This window comes from Arthrobacter sp. CJ23, assembly GCF_024741795.1.
Lineage (GTDB): Bacteria > Actinomycetota > Actinomycetes > Actinomycetales > Micrococcaceae > Arthrobacter.
This window is the reverse complement of record NZ_CP102950.1, coordinates 1,458,448-1,477,931: the sequence shown is the minus strand read 5'-3', so window position 1 is coordinate 1,477,931 and position 19,484 is coordinate 1,458,448. Positions and strand designations below refer to the sequence as shown.

The 19,484-nt window shown below is 67.1% G+C and carries 17 protein-coding genes; 5 read left to right on the top strand and 12 right to left on the bottom strand.

The window, feature by feature from the left end:
• Positions 1–121: 121 nt before the first annotated feature.
• Both NVV90_RS06495 and NVV90_RS06490 read left to right on the top strand, forming a co-directional pair.
• Positions 122–1,459: an amidohydrolase family protein gene (locus NVV90_RS06495; RefSeq protein WP_258440373.1), complete on the top strand. Its 1,338-nt coding sequence runs from the start codon at positions 122–124 to the stop codon at positions 1,457–1,459.
• 75 nt (positions 1,460–1,534) lie between these two features.
• Positions 1,535–2,461, top strand: a complete 927-nt coding sequence (locus tag NVV90_RS06490) for a LysR family transcriptional regulator (protein ID WP_258440372.1) — start codon at positions 1,535–1,537, stop codon at positions 2,459–2,461.
• Between the two features lie 53 nt (positions 2,462–2,514).
• Here the strand turns inward: NVV90_RS06490 and NVV90_RS06485 are convergent, their stop codons facing one another.
• The 5 genes from NVV90_RS06485 to NVV90_RS06465 form a co-directional block, all read right to left on the bottom strand.
• Positions 2,515–3,699 (bottom strand): Gfo/Idh/MocA family protein, encoded by a 1,185-nt coding sequence (locus NVV90_RS06485; RefSeq protein WP_258440371.1) that lies wholly within the window; start codon positions 3,697–3,699, stop codon positions 2,515–2,517.
• 25 nt (positions 3,700–3,724) lie between these two features.
• Positions 3,725–4,768, bottom strand: a complete 1,044-nt coding sequence (locus NVV90_RS06480; protein ID WP_258440370.1) for a LacI family DNA-binding transcriptional regulator — start codon at positions 4,766–4,768, stop codon at positions 3,725–3,727.
• Positions 4,769–4,864: 96 nt separating this feature from the next.
• Positions 4,865–6,526: a sugar ABC transporter substrate-binding protein gene (locus NVV90_RS06475; RefSeq protein WP_258440369.1), complete on the bottom strand. Its 1,662-nt coding sequence runs from the start codon at positions 6,524–6,526 to the stop codon at positions 4,865–4,867.
• Positions 6,527–6,586: 60 nt separating this feature from the next.
• Positions 6,587–7,513 (bottom strand): carbohydrate ABC transporter permease, encoded by a 927-nt coding sequence (locus tag NVV90_RS06470; RefSeq protein WP_258440368.1) that lies wholly within the window; start codon positions 7,511–7,513, stop codon positions 6,587–6,589.
• Positions 7,514–7,553: 40 nt separating this feature from the next.
• Positions 7,554–8,588 carry a sugar ABC transporter permease gene (locus NVV90_RS06465; RefSeq protein ID WP_258440367.1) on the bottom strand — a complete coding sequence of 345 codons (1,035 nt, stop codon included), beginning with the start codon at positions 8,586–8,588 and terminating at the stop codon, positions 7,554–7,556.
• Between the two features lie 286 nt (positions 8,589–8,874).
• Between NVV90_RS06465 and NVV90_RS06460 the strand changes: the two genes are divergently transcribed.
• Positions 8,875–9,867: a formylglycine-generating enzyme family protein gene (locus tag NVV90_RS06460; protein WP_396125389.1), complete on the top strand. Its 993-nt coding sequence runs from the start codon at positions 8,875–8,877 to the stop codon at positions 9,865–9,867.
• Here NVV90_RS06460 and NVV90_RS06455 read toward each other — a convergent pair.
• From NVV90_RS06455 to NVV90_RS06435, 5 genes are all read right to left on the bottom strand, one after another.
• Positions 9,864–10,496: a DUF5666 domain-containing protein gene (locus tag NVV90_RS06455; RefSeq protein WP_258440365.1), complete on the bottom strand. Its 633-nt coding sequence runs from the start codon at positions 10,494–10,496 to the stop codon at positions 9,864–9,866. The two genes, NVV90_RS06460 and NVV90_RS06455, sit on opposite strands and share 4 nt — an antisense overlap.
• 191 nt (positions 10,497–10,687) lie before the next feature.
• On the bottom strand, positions 10,688–12,196 hold the full coding sequence (gene gatB, locus NVV90_RS06450; protein ID WP_258440364.1) for an Asp-tRNA(Asn)/Glu-tRNA(Gln) amidotransferase subunit GatB: 1,509 nt from the start codon (positions 12,194–12,196) through the stop codon (positions 10,688–10,690).
• Positions 12,196–13,767, bottom strand: coding sequence for an Asp-tRNA(Asn)/Glu-tRNA(Gln) amidotransferase subunit GatA (gene gatA, locus NVV90_RS06445; RefSeq protein ID WP_258440363.1), 1,572 nt, complete (start codon positions 13,765–13,767; stop codon positions 12,196–12,198). The genes gatB and gatA overlap by 1 nt, the downstream gene beginning before the upstream one ends.
• Before the next feature lie 4 nt (positions 13,768–13,771).
• Positions 13,772–14,068: an Asp-tRNA(Asn)/Glu-tRNA(Gln) amidotransferase subunit GatC gene (gatC, locus tag NVV90_RS06440; protein ID WP_258440362.1), complete on the bottom strand. Its 297-nt coding sequence runs from the start codon at positions 14,066–14,068 to the stop codon at positions 13,772–13,774.
• A gap of 286 nt (positions 14,069–14,354) precedes the next feature.
• On the bottom strand, positions 14,355–15,818 hold the full coding sequence (locus NVV90_RS06435) for a CitMHS family transporter (RefSeq protein WP_258440361.1): 1,464 nt from the start codon (positions 15,816–15,818) through the stop codon (positions 14,355–14,357).
• Between the two features lie 244 nt (positions 15,819–16,062).
• Here NVV90_RS06435 and NVV90_RS06430 point away from each other — a divergent pair, with 244 nt between their 5' ends.
• Both NVV90_RS06430 and NVV90_RS06425 read left to right on the top strand, forming a co-directional pair.
• On the top strand, positions 16,063–17,760 hold the full coding sequence (locus NVV90_RS06430; protein ID WP_258441089.1) for an ATP-binding protein: 1,698 nt from the start codon (positions 16,063–16,065) through the stop codon (positions 17,758–17,760).
• Positions 17,753–18,412 (top strand): response regulator, encoded by a 660-nt coding sequence (locus NVV90_RS06425; protein ID WP_258440360.1) that lies wholly within the window; start codon positions 17,753–17,755, stop codon positions 18,410–18,412. The genes NVV90_RS06430 and NVV90_RS06425 overlap by 8 nt, the downstream gene beginning before the upstream one ends.
• Positions 18,413–18,503: 91 nt before the next feature.
• Here NVV90_RS06425 and NVV90_RS06420 read toward each other — a convergent pair whose 3' ends face one another.
• Positions 18,504–18,887, bottom strand: coding sequence for a RidA family protein (locus tag NVV90_RS06420; RefSeq protein WP_258440359.1), 384 nt, complete (start codon positions 18,885–18,887; stop codon positions 18,504–18,506).
• A 57-nt stretch (positions 18,888–18,944) separates the two neighbouring features.
• A complete protein-coding gene (locus NVV90_RS06415; RefSeq protein WP_258440358.1) occupies positions 18,945–19,457 on the bottom strand; it encodes a GNAT family N-acetyltransferase in 513 nt (170 codons plus the stop codon).
• Positions 19,458–19,484: the final 27 nt, after the last annotated feature.

Below are 19,484 nucleotides of genomic sequence, written 5' to 3'. Positions count from 1 at the left end.
TTAGGAATTGCTAAATCATTAGGGATCCGGAAGTCTTTTTCCGAAAAACCTTGAAACTACTTTGGTATACCAAATAGAGTGATGGGTGCCACCCGCCCAGGCCTGCCCCAAGGAGAAGCCCATGTGCAACCACGACCATTCGAGCGAAGACCTGCCGCCGGCGGGCCTGTCCCGCCGGGGAATCCTCGCGGGCGCCACGGCTCTCGCCGGAATCACCGTCGCCAGCGTTGCGGCCCAGATGGCCTCGGCCCCGGCCGCGCACGCCGCCGAGCCGCCCGCGGCTCCCAATTACCCGGGCCGCCCGGTGACGCCCGGCGCCGTCGTGATCGAGGGTGGCACCATCGTTGACCCGCTCACTGGCGATGCCGTGGTGGACGGCGTTCTGGTGCTCGACGGCGGCAAGGTCGCCGCCGTCGGGACCCGGGACGCCACGCGCAAGGCCGTTGCCGCCGTCGCGGGCCGCGCACAAGTCCTCAACGCCACGGGGCGCTGGGTGGTCCCCGGCCTCGTGGACGTCCACGTCCACGCGAACGCCCTCGCCGATACGCGCCTCATCCTGCAGGGCGGCGCCACGAGCATCCGCAGCGGCTCCTCCAGCTTCTACCAGGACGTGGCACTTGCAGGCCTTCCCGCGTGGGCACCGGGCGCCTCGCCGCGAATGCGTCCCGCCGGACTCTTCATTTCGCCGGAGCTTGGCGACTCGGTCCTTGCGGACCCGGACCTGGCCCCGCTCGTGGCGCTCCCCCACGGCGTCGTCGACGCCTCAGACCTGGCCTACCTCACGCGGGTCAACCTCAAGCGCGGTGCCGAGGTCATCAAGACCCGGGCAAACCCGCGTGCAGGCCTCGCCGAGCAGGATCCCCGTGAACTGGTCTACGACGTCGAGCAGCTCTCGGCGGTTGTCAATGCGGCCCGCGGCGCCGGCGTCCTGTGCCACGCCTACAGTGCCGAAGGGATCGACGGCGCCGTGCGCGCGGGCGTCCGCAGCATCGAACACGGCGTCTTCGTCACCGAGGCCAGCATTGCCGAGATGGCCCGCCGTGGCACCTTCTTCACGCCCACCATGGACGCCATCACCAGCATGGCCAGGTCAGCCAACCCGGTCCTCGCGGCCCGCGGACAGGAATACACGCCCATCCTCAAGGCTGCCGTCCGTGCGGCACACGAGGCCGGCGTGACCGTGGTGGCAGGCACGGACTCGTTCGGCACCGACGTCACTCCCCTGGGTACCGAAGTGCGGCTGCTCACCGAGGCGGGATTGTCGCCGCTGGAGGGTCTGCGCTCGGCGACCACCCACGCTGCCCGCCTACTCGGCTGGGAGGGCCAGGCCGGCCGCCTGGTCAGCGGCGGTTTCGCGGACGCCGTAGTGGTCGACGCCGACCCGCTCACCGACGGCACGGCGCTGGAAAAGGTCCGCGTCGTCGTTGCGCAGGGAACAGTGGTCCGCAACGGGCTCTGAGCCTCGGCGCGATTCGCGCGGCGCAACAGTTCAGGGAAGGCTACATCAACCGGGCCGACACTTTAGTCTTGACTCATGGATGTTCGCCAGCTTCAAGTCCTCCGCGAGCTCGGTGAGCTCGGCAGCGTCAAGGCCGTGGCGGAGACCATGATGGTCACCCCCTCCGCCGTGTCGCAGCAGCTCACTCTTCTTCAGCGCAGCGCCGGGGTGCCCCTCACCAGGAAGGAAGGCCGGAACCTCGTCCTGACGGACGCCGGCCAGGTCCTCGCGGACGCCGGCGGCGCCGTCGTCCGCGCCATGGCCGATGCCCGCGCCGCAATCGGCGGCTACCACGATGACCCGGCAGGGACGGTTTCCGTGAGCGCCTTCCACAGCGCCGGCCAGGCGCTGTTCGGCCGCCTTGCCTCCCGGCTCCTCGCCGGCGGCGAGGGGGTTCCCCGCTTACGGCTGGCCGATGAAGATGTCCCGCAACAGGGATTTCCGGCACTGACGGCGCGTTATGACATCGTCCTGGCCCACCGCATGGCGCACGGCCCCGCATGGCCGCGGGAAAAGGTGACGGTCATTCCGCTGGCCGACGAACCGCTCGACATCGCACTTCCGGCCGGGCATCCGCTCGCCGCACGGTCCGAACTGGAGCCGGCCGACGTCGTCGGGCAGCCCTGGGTGACCAGCCGCGACGGTTACTCCCCCGCGGACGTGCTGGCCGCCGTCGTGGCCGTCAGCGGCCGCCCGGCGGAGGTCCTGCACCGGATCAACGACTACTCCACCGTGGCGGCGCTCGTGTCCGCGGGCGGCGCGATCGGGCTGCTTCCGCGGTTCACGGCGCAGCGCGTGCTGGACGCGGGAGTGGTGCTGCGGCCGCTGGCCGGCGTCAACTCGGTGCGCAAGATCGACATCCTGGCCCGGCCCGAGACGCTGAAAAGGAAATCGGTCATGACGGTCTGCGATTCGCTGCAGTCCGTCATGACAGATCTGGCCCGCGTTGGCCCAACTGGGTAGCGCTAACTGTCGCTTTGAGCGCTCAAAACGACAGTTGGCGCTACTTACTTGGGTTAGTCGCGGACGAGGGCCGGCTGGCCGGCGTCGAAGTACTCCACGAGCGGCTCCGGCAGGGCCGGAACCTCCTTGGCCGAGCCGTCGCCGCGCAGGGATTCGGCGGCGAGGATGCCGGCCACCACTGCCTGGCGGGCCGCGATGGGGCTCGTCCGGGTCTGGCCGCCCTCGGCCGCGAAGCGCAGGAACTCTTCGATCAGGAGCGGGTCGGCGCCGCCGTGGCCGCCTTCGCCGTCCAGGATCTCCACCGTCTCATCCGGCTCGGCGAAGCCGGAGGTGCGGCTGGTCCAGACCTTGATGGCCTCGCCCGGGCCGTCGCCGAAGTTCTCGATCCGGCCCTTGGTGCCGATGACCGTGTAGTTCCGCCAGTAGTCCGGGGTGAAGTGGCACTGCTGGTAGGAAGCCAGCACGCCGTTGTCCAGGACCATGTTCATCATGGAGATGTCCTCGACGTCGATCGTCTCGGCCAGGTCCGTCTGCTCGGTGGGCGGCCAGTTGTCCAAGGAGAACCAGTCGCCCATGCGCTTGCCGTCGTTGTTGCTCCGGTTGCCCACGCCGCCGTAGACCGCGAGATCGCCGACGGCGGCAACCCGCTTGGTGTAGCCGTTGGCCAGCCAGTGGATCACGTCGATATCGTGGGCGCCCTTCTGCAGCAGCAGCGAGGTGACGTTGGCGCGCTGGGCGTGCCAGTCCTTGAAGTAGTAGTCGCCGCCGTGGCCCACGAAGTGCCGGCACCAGATGGCCTTGACCTCGCCGATCCTGCCCTCCTCGATGAGCTGGCGCATTTGGACCACCACCGGCATGTGGCGCATGTTGTGGCCCACGTACAGGCGGGTTCCGGTCTCGAAGGCGGTCTGCAGGATGCGGTCCGCGGCTTCCACGGTGACGTCCAGCGGCTTCTCGCAGAAGGTGGCGATGCCGGCCTTGAGTGTCCGGACCGCGACGGCGGCATGCCGGTTGTCCGGGGTCAGCACCAGGACGGCGTCGATCCCGCTGCCGAGGAGTTCCTCAAGGTCCGCCGTGACACGTGCGGTAGGGATGCGCTCCGCCGCATCGGCCCGTCCGCGTTCGCTCGTGTCACACACGATCGTGACCTCGGAGCCCTGGCCCGGCTTGTGCGCGTGGCGCCAAAGCCCCGATCGCAGGCCGAAGCCCACGATGCCAACCTTCAAATCCTGTTCCATTGCCTGTATATCCTTCTGCTGATTCTCAATAAAGTCGTGTGGTGGCACTGCGGTGCGGGGCCGATTCCCGCACGAACAACTGCCAGGGGAAGTCGAGGACACCGGGCCCGGCGTCGGACCCTTCACCCGTGGCCCGCTGCAGGAGCAGCCGCGCGAGCCTGTCGAAAAAGTCCACGGGGCCGACGCTGCTCAGTGACGGCGACATCCGCTCGCCCTCCACGGTGTTGCCGACACCGATGATGTCCACGTCCTTCCCGACGGCCAGGCCGAGCCGCTGGGCGGCATTGACGGCACTGACGGCCGCAAAGTCCGTGGTGGCGTAGACGGCCGTGGGCCGGTCCGGCAGGCTGAGCAGGCGCGTGGCAGCGGCGTAGGCCCCGGCCGTGGTGCCGTCGAAGCCGCCCACGTAATCCTGCCGGACAGGAATCCCGGCTCCTTCAAGCGCCCTGGCGTAGGCCTCGTAACGGGGACCCGCAGGTGTCCCGCTTGACGGCGCGGCAGCGAGGCAGCCGATCCTGCGGTGGCCGTTGAGCAGGTGCTCCATGGCCAGTTCGCAGCCGGGGCCGGCCACCGAACGGATGACATCGAAGCCTTCCGGTTCCAGCAGCTCGTCAAAGACCACCAGGGTGGTTCCGGTGGCAGCGAGCCGGCGCGGTGCGTCGCGCTCCTTCGCGCCCACGGCGTCCACGAAGACCGCGTCAGCGCTGTGGATGCCGAGGACCTTGACCCATTCCGCATCGCCGAGGATCATCGGCGTGATCCCCAGGGGCGCGGCCGCCCGCTGCACGGCCTCGATGACCGAGAGGGACCACGGGTCCGAGAGCATCGTCAGCGACAGGATCACGGTGTTGGTGCGTCCCGTGCGGATGGCCCGGGCGGCCTGGTTGGGCCGGTACCCCAGCCGCTCCGCGGCCGACTTGACCTTGTCCGCCGTCGGGTCCGAAACGCCCGGTCCGCCGTCGCCGCGCCTCCCGGACAGCACGTAGGAAACCGTGGCCGTGGAGACGCCTGCCAGTTCCGCCACCATGCGGATGGTGGGCCGCTGGCCCGTGCCTGTTGTCTTCGCCATGGTTCCCCCTTGTTCGTTCGTTCACCCGCCTGCGTGGCCGGGTCTGTATGGCCCTGCGGTGGCGGCGATCCGCCGCCACCGCAGTTGGCGCTCATTCTAGGACGTGAACACCGGCGCGTCGGATGCCAGCGACGCCTGGTATTCCTCGCGCATCTTGTCGCCGCCTTCGCTCTTCCAGCGCTTGACGCCGTCCTTGAGCTCGTCGATCTTCGCGCGGCCGGTGATGATGTCCACCACCTTGTCGCGGAGCTGCTTGGTGATCTTGGCACCCACCTTGGCATTGGTGTCCGAGTAGGAACCGTTGGTGGGGTTGCGCCAGGCGATTTCGAGGAGCTTCTGCTCCTGCCGGTTTACGTAGCGCGTGTCGTCGTCGAACCCGGGGTTGAAGATGACATTCTCCGGGCTGGACATGATGTTCAGCGCGGAAACCAGGCCCGGGGCGTTGGTGGTGCCCGTGTCCGTGCGGACCGGGTTGCCCGTGGCGTCCAGTGTGTAGTCGTGTCCCAGCTCGCCGTAGTTCTTCTGCATGTATTCGACCGTGCCGAACGGGGCGGAGAGGTAGTTGATGAGCGAGAGCAGTTCGCGGATCTTGCCTTCCTCGGCCTTCTTGAACGGCGTGAAGCCGACTGTTCCGTAGCCCATGTCGTAGGTCGGCTTGACCTTGCCGTCCGCACTGAACGGGACCAGGATGTCGAACTTGGCGCCCTTGTTCAGGGCGCGGAAGCCGCGGATGTCGTGCGGGCCGCTGCACACCTGGGCACCGACGCTGCCGTTGGCAACGCGGGAGCGGATGTCCGTGGCCTGGGCGTCCGGGTAGAACACGCCGGCTGCGAACATCTTGGCCACGAACTCCACGCCGGCCGCGTACTGCTCGGTCTCGTAGAGGTGGGTCAGGGTGCGGTCCTTGTTCACGGCCCAGGCGTTGGGGGCGCCGAACCATTCGGTGACCATGTGCAGGGCGTTGATGTAGGCCGGTTCCAGCGCGTACTTCTGCTCGCCGGGACGGGTGATCTCCTTGGCCTTCTGCAGGAATTCCTCGGCGCTGGAGGCTTCGAAGCCGCCCACCTGGGCCCAGGTGTCGTGGTTGCCGATGTAGACCTGGCCGAACGGCGTGCTGGGGATCGGCGCGCCCCAGATCTTGCCGTTCACGACGGCGGTCTTCCAGGAGTCCGGCTTGAGTGCGGCCAGGTTGGGGTACTCGAGCACGGCGTCGCCGGAGAGGTACTGGGTGAGGTCCTGGAACTTGGCCTCGAGCATCGGCCCGACGTTGGGGATGCCCTGGTTCGGCGGGACCCACATCATGTCCGGCAGGTCGTTGCTGGCCAGCACGGTGGCGAACTTGGCCGGGTAGCCGTCTCCGATGTCCTCGGCGATCTGCAGTTCCAGGTCACCGCCGAGCTTGGCGTTCAGTCGCTGCCAGAAGGGGTTGTCCTTCATGGCCGGGCTCATGGTGTCGAAGGTTTCGGTCAGGCCGGTCACCTTGCCCTTGAGCGGCATGCCCTTGACGGACTGCACCGGGGTGGGCAGCTTGAAGTAGGCGGCCTGCAGGCCCTTGGCGTTGCCCGCCAGGTCCGGGGTGAGGCCGGTGAATTCCTTGTACGTGGGCAACTTCACCGAGGCGGAGGCAGCGGCGCCTCCGGAGCTCGCGGCGCCGCCACCACCGCAGGCGGACAGGCCGGCTGCGGTAACAGCCAGGCCTGCGAGCCCGAGGAAGCCGCGGCGGCTGAATCCAGCCTGTCCTGAGGTAGTGCTCGTCATGGCATAACCCTTTCTGGTTACTTGCTTCATGGTTGGTGTTGCAGTCTTGTTGGCGGGCTGCTAGCCCTTGACGGCGCCGGTGATGACGCCCTTGGCAAAGTGCTTCTGGAGGAACGGGTAGACCATCAGGATCGGGACCAGGGCCACCACGACGACGGCCATCTGGATGGACTGCGGCGGCGGGGTGGTGGTGATTCCCAGCTGTTCGGCGGCGCCGCTGCCCTGGACCACGAAGTTGCGGAGCAGCAGCTGGATGGGCCACTTGCTGTGGTCGTTGATATAGAGCAGCGCGTTGAAGAAGGAGTTCCAGAAGCCGACGGCGTAGAACAGGCCGACGACGGCGATCACGGCTTTGGAGAGCGGCATGACGATCCGCCACAGGATCTGCCAGTCGTTGGCGCCGTCGATCCTGGCGCTTTCGATGAGCTCGCCGGGGATGTTCATGAAGAACGAGCGCATGACCACGAAGTTGAAGGCCCCGAAGATGCCGGGCAGGATCAGCGACCAGATGGAGTCAAGCAGGCCCAGCTCGCGGATCATCAGGAACGAGGGGATGAGTCCGGGAGCGAAGAGCAGGGTGAACAGCACTGCCAGCACCACGGGGCGGCCAAACAGTACGGAACGGCTGGTGGCGTAGGCCATGGTGATGGTCACGAACAGCGCCAGAATGGTGCCCACGGCGGTGATGAAGAGGCTCACACCGAGCGACTGCAGCACCATGGGGCCTTTGAAGATGGTGGCGTAGGCGTCCAGGGTGGGACGTTCGGGCCACATGACGAAGCCGCCTGCCCGGACCAGCTGCTCATTGTCCGCCAGGGACGTGGATACCACCAGCAGGATGGGGGCCAGGATCGAGAGGCTGAACAGGACCAGGATGACGCCCTTGACGGTCTGGTACAGCGGGGAAGGGCGTTCCTTCCAGACGGGGCGCTTGGAGTTGTAGCTCAGCTCCCGGGGCTTCTTCTTGAAAAGTGTTGTTGTTGCCATGGTGGTCTCCTTGTACGGCAGCCGCGCGGCTAGCCGAGCATTAGCGTGCTTGCTTTGCGAAAATTCCGTCTTCGCCGAAGCGGTGGGCCAGTTTGTTGGCGCCGTAGATCAGCAGCGCTCCGACGATGCCCTTGGCAAGGCCGGCCGCGGCACCGGAGCTCCAGCCGCCGCCGATCACTCCTGTGTAGTAAGTGAAGGTGTCCAGCACTTCCGCTGCGCCGGCTCCCACGGCATCGCGCTGCAGGATGAACTGCTCAAAGCCGACCGAGAGGATGTCGCCGATCCGCAGGATGAGCAGGAGCACGATCACGGGGCGCAGGCCCGGAAGGGTGATGTGCCACATGCGGCGCCAGCGGCCGGCACCATCCACCGCGGCCGCCTCATAGAGCGAGGCATCGATGCTGGCCAAGGCGGCCAGGAAGATGATCATGGCCCAGCCGGCGTCCTTCCAGATCATCTGGACAACCACCAGCAACGGGAACGTGTCCGGGTTGGTCATGAACGGGATGGGGTCCATGCCGATGTGGCGCAGCGTGTTGTTGATGAAGCCCGCACCGCCCAGCATCTGCTGGAAGAAGGCGATGACCAGCACCCAGGACAGGAAGTGCGGCAGGTAGGCGATGCTCTGGAAGACCTGCCGGACGCGCGTGCTGATCAGCGAATCGACGATCAGCGCCAGGATCAGCGGCACCGGGAACAGGAAAACGAGCTGCCAGGCGGCCAGGTACAGCGTGTTCCGGAAGGCCCGGATGAAGTCCGGGTTGCCGAAGAGGTCCACGAAGTTCTGCCAGCCGACGTAGAGGCTGTCCCCGATGCCGAGGTAGGGCTGGTAATCCTGGAACGCGATGACGTTGCCGAGGATCGGGATGTAGAAGAACAGGAGCAGGAACACTACGCCGGGGACCATCATGAGCAGCATCTGCTTGTCGCGGCGCAGACGGTTCCGGAAGCTCTGCGAGGGCGCCTTGCCGGCCTTGCCCTTCCGCTTGCCGGTGCCGGGCTTGTGCCCTCCCACCGGAACCTGGACCCGGCGCGCTTCCGGCAATGCCGGAGCTTCTTCCGTCGTCGAGTTCATGCTTTCTCCTCATGTGCTGAAGGCCGTGACGCAATGTGATGCCCGCCACCTTCGTTAACCGTTTAACAAACCATAAGTGACTCCGGTCTCCTTTGCAAGATCATGATCGCAAGTGCGCACAGGAATCATCTTTAGTCACCAATCCGCCCGTGTAGCCACGCGGTTAAGGTAGCCACGCGGTTAAGATGGACGGGGGTGTTCCCCGCCACACAACGAGCGAAAGGCCGGCATGGCAAGCTGCTGCAGCCCTGCACCCAACGGCCGGGAGCAAACCGGAATGGTCCCAATGCCGCCGGGCGCCGGAAACAGCGCCGACGTCGGCCTCCTTGACATTGCGCCCCGTGCTGCCGGCACCGCCCCAGGAAACAGCGCCGGCGGCAGCGGCGCGCTCCCCGCGGCAGGACAGCATGATGACGTGGAGGTGCCGGGAGGCGTCTTTGCCATGGGCGATCTCTTCAACGAGGGCTACGCTTCCGACGGCGAGACCCCCGTCCACGACGTCGCCGTTGCAGCCTTCCGGATCGACGCCACCGCCGTGAGCAACCAGGCCTTCGCGGCCTTCGTGGACGCCACCGGGTACCGCACAGAGTCCGAGCTCCATGGCACCTCCGCGGTGTTCCACCTCGCAGTCAAGGCCGCGCCGCAGGACATCCTGAACCGGGTTGTCGGCGCCCCGTGGTGGCTCAACGTCCGCGGCGCCAGCTGGGCGCGTCCGGCGGGGCCCCTGTCCTCCTGGCAGGACATACCGGACCATCCCGTCACCCAGGTGTCGCACAGCGATGCCCTGGCCTATTGCGCCTGGGCGGGCCGCCGGCTGCCCAGCGAGGCCGAATGGGAATTTGCGGCGCGCGGGGGCCTGGCCGGCCGGCGCTACCCCTGGGGCGACGAGCTCCACAATGCCGGATCGTCAGGGGCCGGGAAGAACAACTGCAACATCTGGCAAGGCGAATTCCCCACCAGCAATCTCCAGGAGGACGGCTACCTCACCACGGCGCCCGCGCGGAGCTTCGCCCCGAACGGCTACGGTCTGTACCAAACCAGCGGGAACGTGTGGGAATGGTGCAGCGACTGGTTCCTGCCCAAGTACTACCGCACGTGCCATAAGGAGGGATTGGCCACCGACCCGCAGGGGCCCACCATCGGCCGGGGCCGCGTCATGCGGGGCGGCTCCTACCTCTGCCACGACTCGTACTGCAACCGCTACCGGGTGGCCGCCAGAAGCTCGAACTCCCCCGATTCCGCGAGCGGCAACCTAGGTTTCAGGACTGTGGCAGCCTAGGGGTTCTGCCCGGAGTTCTGCCCACGGTTGTGCCCGAAGTGGTGGCCCGGACCCTTGAACTTGCCGTTGCCGTTGCCGTTGCCGGGCAGCTTGTCAGGGAGCTGTCCTGCCACGATGGACGTGGCGGTCACCGTGCTGCCGTCCTTGGTTCCTGCGATGCGCACCATGTCCCCGGCCTTGAGGTCGGCGGCCGTGGCGGCGGGCAGGTCCGGCTTGCCCTTGCCGTTGCGCAACTGTGAAACGTCCTCGGGGATCTTCACGATGCGTGTGTCACCGTTGATGGCGTAGCTCTGGGTGAAGCCGTCCTCGCTCTTCACGGTGATGGAGGAATCGTTCACGGATTCCACGGCGCCGCTCTGCGTCACCACGGTCCGGTAGTTTCCGTCCTTGTCCTTGACGGTGAACTCTCCGTGGATGCCGTGCCCGTGCAGCCGGCCCAGGCCGAGGCTTTTGCCTGGGGAGCCGCTGGGTGCGGGGCTCGGCGTTGCGGTGGCGGAGGGGGACGAGCCCGACGGCGAGGGGCTGGGCTGGGTGCCCGCCCACACGGTGGCTGCCCCGCCACCGGTCAGTGCGACGGCGACCCCGCCTGCGATGAGGGCCTTCCGAAGGCCCGGCGTCATGGTTGACATGGCCCGCTTCCTTTCAGCAGCCAGCGCTGGGCTGACACCTCAATGATGGACCCTGATCCTGTGTTCTGGCTGTGACTTTGCGCGGCGGTGAGTCCACAAAGACAACTGGGTCGCAGTTGTTGTCGTCTTGAGCGTTCAGAACGACGTTAACTGCGACCCAGTTGGGTTAAAACGCGTGGCTTGGCCTTCTGCTAGCCCTCAACTCCGAGCTTCGCCAGGATCAGTTCGCGGACACGGGCCGCGTCGGCCTGGCCACGGGTGGCCTTCATGACGCCGCCGACGATCGCGCCGATGGCCTGCAGCTTGCCGCCGCGGATCTTCTCCGCGACGTCGGGCTGGGCCGCCAGGGCGGCGTCGATGGCTTCCAGCAGGGGGCCGTCGTCGGACACGACTGCGAGGCCGCGCTTCTCCACGATCTCCGCCGGAGCACCTTCGCCGGCGAGGACGCCGTCCAGGACCTGGGTGGCCATCTTGTTGTTGATCTTGCCGTCTTCGATGAGCTGGTTCAGTTCCACGATGACCTGCGGGGTCACGCCGAGTTCGGCGGGATCGACGTCGGCGGCCTTGGCCCGGCCCACGATCTCACCCATCCACCACTTGCGGGCGACGTCGGCGCTGGCGCCGGCTGCGATGGTCTCCTCGATGGAGTCCATGACGCCGGCGTTGACGACGTCGCGAAATTCCAGGTCCGAGTAGCCCCAGTCGGCCTGGAGGCGCTTGCGGCGCTCGGCCGGCGGCTCGGGCAGCGTGGCGCGCAGTTCCTCGACCCACTCGCGCGAGGCGACAACGGGAACCAGGTCAGGCTCCGGGAAGTAGCGGTAGTCGTCGGCGTCGGACTTGGCGCGGCCCGACGTCGTCGAGCGCGTGTCCTCGTGCCAGTGGCGCGTTTCCTGGATGATCGGCTGGCCGGACTCCAGGACGGCGGCGTGGCGCTGGATCTCGTAACGCACAGCGTGCTCGACGGCGCGCAGCGAGTTCACGTTCTTGGTCTCGGAGCGGATGCCGAAGCGTTCCTGGCCGTGCGGGCGCAGGGACACGTTGGCGTCGCAGCGGACGTTGCCGCGTTCCATCTTGGCGTCGGAAACGCCCAGGTTCTTCACGATTTCGCGGACGGCGGCCACGTAGGCCTTGGCCAGCTCGGGTGCCCGGCTGCCCGCGCCTTCGATCGGCTTGGTGACGATTTCCACCAGCGGCACGCCGGAGCGGTTGTAGTCCACCAGCGAGTAGTCGGCACCCTGGATGCGGCCCGAGGCGCCGCCCATGTGCGTGAGCTTGCCTGCGTCCTCTTCCATGTGCGCGCGCTCGATCTCCACGCGGAACACGGTGCCGTCCTCAAGTTCAATGTCCAGGTAGCCGTCGTACGCGATGGGCTCGTCGTACTGGGAGGTCTGGAAGTTCTTGGGGGTGTCCGGGTAGAAGTAGTTCTTCCGGGCAAAGCGGCAGGTCTCGGCGATCTTGCAGTTCAGGGCAAGGCCGATCTTGATGGAGGACTCCACCGCAGCCTTGTTCACCACGGGCAGGACGCCGGGCATGCCCAGGTCCACCTCGTTGACGTTGGTGTTCGGCTCGTCGCCGAACACGTTCGGGGCCGAGGAGAACATCTTGGTCTTGGTGTTGAGCTCCACGTGGACCTCGAACCCCAGGACGGGATCGTACTTTTCCATGGCTTCTTCGAAGCTCAGGGTTGCGTCAACAGACATTAGTTGGAACCTCCCGCGGTTGTGGAAGCGGCACTCAGAACCGGGGCACGGTCCAGCAGCGGGCCGCCCCACTTCTCTTCGAGCAGGGACTCAAGGACCGCGCCGACGCGGTACAGGCGGGCATCCTCGCGGGCCGGGGCCAGCAGCTGGATGCCGACCGGCAGTCCGTCTTCGTCGGCCAGGCCGCCGGGCAGGGAAAGACCCGGGATGCCGGCCATGTTGGCCGGGATGGTGGCGACGTCGTTCAGGTACATGGCCAGCGGGTCGTCCAGCTTCTCCCCCAGCTTGAACGCCGTGGTGGGCGCCGTGGGCGAGATCAGAACGTCGGCCTGCGCGAACGCGGCGTCGAAGTCGCGCTGGATGAGGGTACGGACCTTCTGCGCGGAGCCGTAGTACGCGTCGTAGTAGCCGGCGCTCAGGGCGTACGTGCCCAGGATGATGCGGCGCTTGACTTCCTCGCCGAAGCCCGCGGCGCGGGTGGCGGCCATGACGCGCTCAATGGTCATGGGGCCGTCCTTGGGCAGCACGCGCAGGCCGAAGCGGACGCCGTCGAACTTGGCCAGGTTGCTGGACACCTCGGACGGCATGATCAGGTAGTAGGCGCCCAGGGCGTACTGGAAGTTGGGGCAGGACACCTCGACGATTTCCGCGCCGGCTTCCTTGAGCAACTCAAGGGACTCGTTGAAGCGGTTCTCGACGCCGGCCTGGTAGCCCTCGCCGTGGAGTTCCTTGATGATGCCGATCTTCATGCCGGTGACGTTGCCGGTGCGGGCAGCGGCCACCAGGTTGTCGAAGGGGTCCGTCAGCGAGGTGGAGTCGAAGGGGTCGTGGCCGCCGATGACTTCCTGCAGCAGGGCGGAGTCCAGCACCGTGCGCGATACCGGGCCGATCTGGTCCAGCGAGGACGCCATGGCAATGGCGCCGTAGCGGGAAACAGCACCGTAGGTGGGCTTCATGCCCACGGTGCCGGTGACGGCGCCGGGCTGCCGGATGGATCCGCCGGTGTCCGTGCCGAGGGCCAGCGGCGCTTCGAAGGCGGCGACGGCGGCCGCGGAGCCACCGCCCGATCCGCCCGGAATGCGGTCCAGGTCCCAGGGGTTGCGCGTGGGGCCGTAGGCCGAGTGCTCCGTGGAGGAACCCATGGCGAACTCGTCCAGGTTGGTCTTGCCGAGGATCGGCATCTTGGCGGCGCGCAGCTTCTTGATGACGGTGGCGTCATAGGGGCTGTGCCAGCCTTCAAGGATCTTGGAGCCGGCCGTGGTGGGCTGGCCGATGGTGACGATGAGGTCCTTGACGGCGATCGGCACACCGGCGAGCTCGTGGAGCTCTTCTGCGGCGGTGCCACCGGCGGCGCGGATCGCGTCGACCTCGGCGGCAACGGCGAGGGCTTCCTCGGCGTTGACGTGCAGGAAGGCGTTGACCTGTCCGTCCACGGCGGCGATGCGGTCCAGGTAGGCCTGGGTGACCTCGACGGAGGTGACCTCGCGGGCGGCCAGCTTGGCTGCGAGCTGCGCGGCCGAGAGGCGGATGAGTCCGGCGCTGTTAAGTCCGGTGCTGTTCAGTTCAGTCATTCGCTTAGTCCTCATCCAGGATTGCCGGGACCTTGAAGCGGCCCTCGTACGCGTCAGGCGCGCCGGACAGGGACTGTTCGGCCGTGAACGTGTGGCCCACAACGTCTTCGCGGAACACGTTGCTCAACGGAATCGGGTGGGACGTTGCCGGGACATCGTCACCGGCGGCTTCGCTTACGGTCTTGACCGAATCAACGATGACGGCGAGTTCGACCGCCATCCTGTCCAGCTCTTCGGCACTCATTTCAATGTGAGCGAGACGCGCGAGGTGCGCGACGTCGTCACGGTTGATCGCAGCCATGGATCTCCCCTGCAAAGTTCAAATGGTTTTCCGGACTAGTCTACGTTGGTTGCACCGCCTGCCGGGCGCCTTGCGTCGCTTGCCATGGTCGCCTTCCGTCGCCAGGTCGCCCATCCTCTGCGTGCTCGGTCGTTCCTCCCTTAGACGCACGCTGCCGGATGGCCGTCCTGGCGCCGATGTGCGCGGCTTGCTGTTCCGGTGTCGCCCGACCCCAAACACGCGAGACAGCAGAGTGCGGACCATTCGCACTCTGCTGTCTCGTTTTGTTTTTGTTTGTCGTCGTTGGCTAGCCGATGCCGATGGCTCCTGTCAGCATTCCTACTGCCAGCATGACTACCGAGATGACTGCCGTGCGCCAGAGGACCTTTTTGTGGTGGTCGCCCAGGTCTACCTTTGCGAGGGAGACCAGCAGGAGGATCGCGGGGACCAGGGGGCTCTGCATGTGGAAGGGCTGGCCGGTGATGGAGGCGCGGGCCATGTCGGCGGCACCGATGCCGTAGTGGGCTGCGGTTTCACTGAGGACGGGGAGGACGCCGAAGTAGAAGGCGTCGTTGCTCATGAAGAACGTCATGGGGATGCTGAGCAGGCCGGTGATGACGGCCATGAACGGACCCATGTCCGCGAGGATGATCTGGACGAGCCATTCCGACATTGCCTTGACCATGCCGGTGCCGTTGAGCACGCCGGTGAGGACGGCTGCGGCCATGACCATGCTGACCACGGCCACGATGGAGGGGGCGTGGGCCACCAGCTGGGCGCCCTGTTCCTTGACCTTGGGGAAGTTCACCAGCAGGGCGATGGCGGAGCCCACCATGAAGACGAACGGCAGCGGCACGATGTTGGCGACGAGCACCACCATGACTGCGGCGGTGAGGCCGAGGTTGAACCAGAAGAGCTTGGGGCGCAGCGTCTTGCGGTTGGGGTCCAGGGCCGTGTCGGCCATGGCGGTGTTGCTGTCTGTTTCCGTGCCTTCGACGAGGATCTCGGTGCGTTCCAGGACCGCGACGCCGCCGGTGCCCGGCTTGCCTGCGGGCTGGCTGGAGCCGGAGCGGCCGGCAGCAGAACCGCCGCGGCCGGCACCGCCGTCGAACATGTCCGACGGGTCCGCGACGTCGCCCCAGATCTCGGGGACGGTGCTACGGAGCCGGTTGCGTTCCTGCAGGCCGAGAAGCCAGGCGAAGACGAAGACCACCACAAGGCCGGCGATGAGGGACGGAATCATCGGGACGAAGACGTCGTTGACATCGATCTTCAGGGCGGTGGCCGCACGGGCGGTGGGGCCGCCCCACGGCAGGATGTTCATGGTGCCGTTGGCCAGGCCGGCCACGCAGGTGAGGACCACGGGGCTCATCTTCAGGCGCAGGTAGACAGGGAGCATGGCAGCAGTGGTGAGGATGAAGGTGGTGGAGCCGTCGCCGTCCAGGGAGACTGCGGCAGCGAGGATGGCCGTGCCGAGGACAACCTTGGCGGGGTCGTTGCCGAGCTTGCGGAGGATGAACTTCACCAGGGGGTCGAAGAGTCCGACGTCGATCATGAGGCCGAAGTAGATGATCGCGAACATCAGGAGCGCGGCCGTGGACGTCATGGACTTCATCGAGTCCATGACCATGGGGCCGAGGCCGAGGCCGGCCCCGGCGAAGAGGCCAAAGATGGTGGGGACGATGATCAGCGCCAAAACCGGCGTCAACTTTTTGGTCATGATCAGGACCATGAATACCGCAATCATTGCGAATCCAAGCAAAACCAGCACGGCCGGCTCCTTACTACTGTGAACGGCGTCACTTCGGTGTGATGCGCAATACAGACGCTATAGTGGCGGGCGCCACAGTCCGGGCTTTGCGGGATTTGATCGGCATACTGCTCATTCCCAGCGTTTTGCTCATTGTGCTCAGTGCCTAAGATGGGCAGAAGAAGTTTGATTGCCAGCGCCGCGGCTGCCCCCGCAGCTGCGAGCGCGTACGACGGCGGAAGGAGCCCGGGTGCCACGGCTCGCCATGCGTTTCTCCACCCAGACCCTGCTCCTGCAGCTGGGTGTCGTGCTGCTGGTGGTGCTGCTCAGCGGCACGGTCCATGGCTGGCTGGTGTACGTGCGGATCGGCGACGAGGCCGAGAACCAGGCACTGACGCTCGCCCGGACGGTGGCTTCGGATCCGGACATCCGCTCCGCCGTCCAGGCCATCAGCAAGGAAGTGGGCACGCCGCCGGCTCCCGTGCTGGCCGCCGGTCCCCTCCAGGCCGCTGCCGAGGCCGCCCGTCTCCGCACGGGCGCCCTGTTCGTGGTGATCACCGACGAGACCGGCCTGCGCTTGGCCCACCCGGATCAGGCCCGGCTTGGCGAACGCGTCAGCACCGACCCCTCCGTGGCCCTCGGCGGCCAGGAAGTGACCACCCGGAACACCGGGACGCTGGGCCCGTCCGCCGGCGCCAAGGTTCCCGTCTACGCCCCCGAAGGCGGCGGCGGACCGCCGGCCATCGTCGGCGAGGTCAGCGTGGGCTATTCGATGGAATCGCTGGGCCAAAGCCTGGCGCGCGACATCGTCCCGATCGCCCTCACCGCAGGCGGAGCGCTGCTGGCCGGCGTGCTCGCCTCCTTCCTGCTGCGCCGGCGCCTGCAGCGGCTGACCCTGGGGCTGGAGCCCGAGGAAATCAGCACTCTGGTGCACGACCAGGTGGCGGTGCTGCAGGGCGTGGACGACGGCGTCATCGGCATCTCCGCCGATGGCCGCATCAGCGTCTTCAACGCGGCCGCCGGACGGCTGCTGGACCTTCCCGACGCAACGGGCCAGCGCTGGTCCGAGGCCGCCGTCCCGGCGCAGCTGAAGCAGCTGACCCAGCCTGCGGCCCAGGACGCGGGGGCCATGGAACTCGTGGCCGGCGGGCGGGTCCTCGTGGCCAGCGCCCGCAAGGCCTGGCACCGCAAGGAGGACCTCGGCTGGGTGGTGATGCTGCGCGACCGCACCGAGCTGCAGCAACTGACCCGCCAGCTGGACGCTGTTGGAACCATGTCCACGGCCTTGCGCGCCCAGCGGCACGAGTTCGCCAACCAGCTGCACACCATTGCAGGCTTTATGAGCATCGGCCAGCACGAACAGGCCCGGGACTACCTCGCCCGCCTCGCCGCCACCGGCCCGCTGAAGTTCCCGGTGGAACAGGCGGAGCTGCTCCAGGACCCCTATCTGCAGGCGTTCGTGGGCGCCAAGGGCGTCGAGGCCAATGAGCGCGGGGTGGCGCTGCGGATCGGCCCGGAAACCCTGGTCCGCGGCAACGTGGCGGACCCGCAGGACGTCACCACCGTGCTGGGAAACCTGATCGACAACGCCGTCAGCGCCGCCGTCGCCGGTACCGCGGCGGAACGCTGGGTGGAACTTGAGCTTCTGGACGATGCGGACGACGACGGCGGAACGCTGCACATCGTCGTCGGGGACTCGGGCGACGGGCTGGGGAACCTGGACCCGGAGGAGGTCTTCGCGGAAGGCTTCACGACGTCGGGACAGACGCCGGAACACCCGGCGCGCGCCGGGGGCGGGCACGGCCTGGGGCTGGCGCTGGTGCGGCAGCTCGCGCGGCGCCGGGGCGGCGATATCCGCGTACTGGAGGCCGGCACCGCGGGCGGACCGGGCGCAGTGTTCATGGCCACCATTCCAGGGGTCATGGGCCGCACGACGGAAACGAGGAAGGACGGCAGTGGTTGAGGATTTGAGGGTGCTGATCGTGGATGACGACTTCCACGTGGCAAGGCTTCATGCGGCCTACGTGGATTCCGTGGCCGGGTTCATGGCCTTGGCGCCGGCGGGTTCGGTGTCGCAGGCCTTGCAGGCGATCCACAGCCTGCGCCCGGACTTGGTACTGCTGGACGTCTACCTGCCGGACGGTTCGGGCCTTGACCTGCTTGGCCAGCTGGACGTCGACGCCATGATGCTGACCGCGGCCTCGGACGCCGCCTCCATCAAGGTGGCACTGCGCCGCGGAGCCCTGGCTTACCTGCTGAAGCCCTTCACGTCCGAATCCCTGTCCCAGCAGCTGCGCTCGTATGCCCGCTACCGGCGGATCCTGGGGCACCAGATGGCCGTGGACCAGGCGACCATTGAACGCGCCAAGCGGGCGCTGATCCCCGGCGATGTGGCGCCGACGGCGAAGCCGCGCTCCGCGACGGAGGCTGCCGTGCTGGAATCGCTGCAGCCCGGGGAGCAGTATTCGGCGTCCGAGGTGGCGGACAAGGTGGGCGTCTCCCGCGCCACGGCGCAACGGTACCTGTCCTCGCTCGCGGACGACGGCGCCGTCGAGATCCAGCTGCGCTACGGGACCACCGGCCGCCCCGAACACCGCTACGGCGTCCCGGGTTAGCTCCCCCCGCCCCCGCAAGCGCGAACTGGCAGCTGATGCCCTCAAAATGTGGTTCTGAGGTCACCTGCTGCCAGTTCGCGGGGTTTAGTTTCTAGCTGGCGCTCTTCTGGGCGACGAGCTCGATCTCGACCAGCATTTCCTGGTCCAGGAACGGCAGCACGTGCACCAGGGCGAGGGTGGGGCGGATGTCGCCGAAGACCTCGCCGTGCGCGCGGCCGGCGTCTTCCCACTTGCTGATGTCCGTCAGGTACAGCTTGGACTGGACCACGTCCTCGTACGAGAAGCCGGCTTCTTCCAGGACTGCGCCGAGCTTTTCGAGGATGTACTTGGTCTGCGAGTAGAAGTCATCGCCGACGATGCCATCGGGGCCCGAGGCTGCCGTGGCGGAAATGAAGAGGGTGTTGTCCACCTGGACTGCACGGGAGTAGCCAAGGGTCTGTTCCCAGACCGAACCCGAGCCGAATGTCTTGCGCATGCCGCGCCTTTCCTGTCGCTGCGCCCGGTCTGATGACCGGGGTTTACGAGGGAAACTTTATTGCTGCTGGAGCTCGAGCCTGTAAACGAACAGCTTTATGTCGGTGCCGGGGACGAACCAGTCGCGTTCGGGTGCGCGGTCAAAGCCGGTCTTGGCGTAGAGGGCATTCGCGCTTTCCCAGGTGGCACCGGTGGTGAGCGAGACGGCGTTGATGCCGTCGAGGGAGCGGGCCTGCTCGACGACGGCCTGGACCAGGGCGCGTCCGGCGCCGGAGCGCTGCACGGCCGGGTCCACCACCAGGGTGCGCATTTCGAGTTCGTCCTCAAGTCCGATGTCGCTGAAGTCGCCGCCGGCGGGGGCCGAGGTGACCGAACCGACGATCTGCCCATTCCGTTCGGCCACAAAGACGTCGGCGTTTTCGGCGCGCCCGGCCACGTCCTGGAGCTTGAGCAGATACGGGTGGTCCGCGCTGCCGTAGTAGCCGGCGGTCACGTAGGAATCCATGGTGATGCGGGCCACGGCCTCGTAGTCTTCGGGCAGGGCGGGACGGACAGTAATCTGCGAATGCACTTATCAATGCTAGTGGTGCCTGGCGTG

Coding starts and splice junctions, on each gene's coding strand:
- NVV90_RS06495 (WP_258440373.1), top strand. CDS start 122: ATGTGCAACCACGACCATTCGAGCGAAGACCTGCCGCCGGCGGGCCTG.
- NVV90_RS06490 (WP_258440372.1), top strand. CDS start 1,535: ATGGATGTTCGCCAGCTTCAAGTCCTCCGCGAGCTCGGTGAGCTCGGC.
- NVV90_RS06485 (WP_258440371.1), bottom strand. CDS start 3,699: ATGGAACAGGATTTGAAGGTTGGCATCGTGGGCTTCGGCCTGCGATCG.
- NVV90_RS06480 (WP_258440370.1), bottom strand. CDS start 4,768: ATGGCGAAGACAACAGGCACGGGCCAGCGGCCCACCATCCGCATGGTG.
- NVV90_RS06475 (WP_258440369.1), bottom strand. CDS start 6,526: ATGACGAGCACTACCTCAGGACAGGCTGGATTCAGCCGCCGCGGCTTC.
- NVV90_RS06470 (WP_258440368.1), bottom strand. CDS start 7,513: ATGGCAACAACAACACTTTTCAAGAAGAAGCCCCGGGAGCTGAGCTAC.
- NVV90_RS06465 (WP_258440367.1), bottom strand. CDS start 8,588: ATGAACTCGACGACGGAAGAAGCTCCGGCATTGCCGGAAGCGCGCCGG.
- NVV90_RS06460 (WP_396125389.1), top strand. CDS start 8,875: ATGCCGCCGGGCGCCGGAAACAGCGCCGACGTCGGCCTCCTTGACATT.
- NVV90_RS06455 (WP_258440365.1), bottom strand. CDS start 10,496: ATGTCAACCATGACGCCGGGCCTTCGGAAGGCCCTCATCGCAGGCGGG.
- gatB (WP_258440364.1), bottom strand. CDS start 12,196: ATGTCTGTTGACGCAACCCTGAGCTTCGAAGAAGCCATGGAAAAGTAC.
- gatA (WP_258440363.1), bottom strand. CDS start 13,767: ATGACTGAACTGAACAGCACCGGACTTAACAGCGCCGGACTCATCCGC.
- gatC (WP_258440362.1), bottom strand. CDS start 14,068: ATGGCTGCGATCAACCGTGACGACGTCGCGCACCTCGCGCGTCTCGCT.
- NVV90_RS06430 (WP_258441089.1), top strand. CDS start 16,063: ATGCGTTTCTCCACCCAGACCCTGCTCCTGCAGCTGGGTGTCGTGCTG.
- NVV90_RS06420 (WP_258440359.1), bottom strand. CDS start 18,887: ATGCGCAAGACATTCGGCTCGGGTTCGGTCTGGGAACAGACCCTTGGC.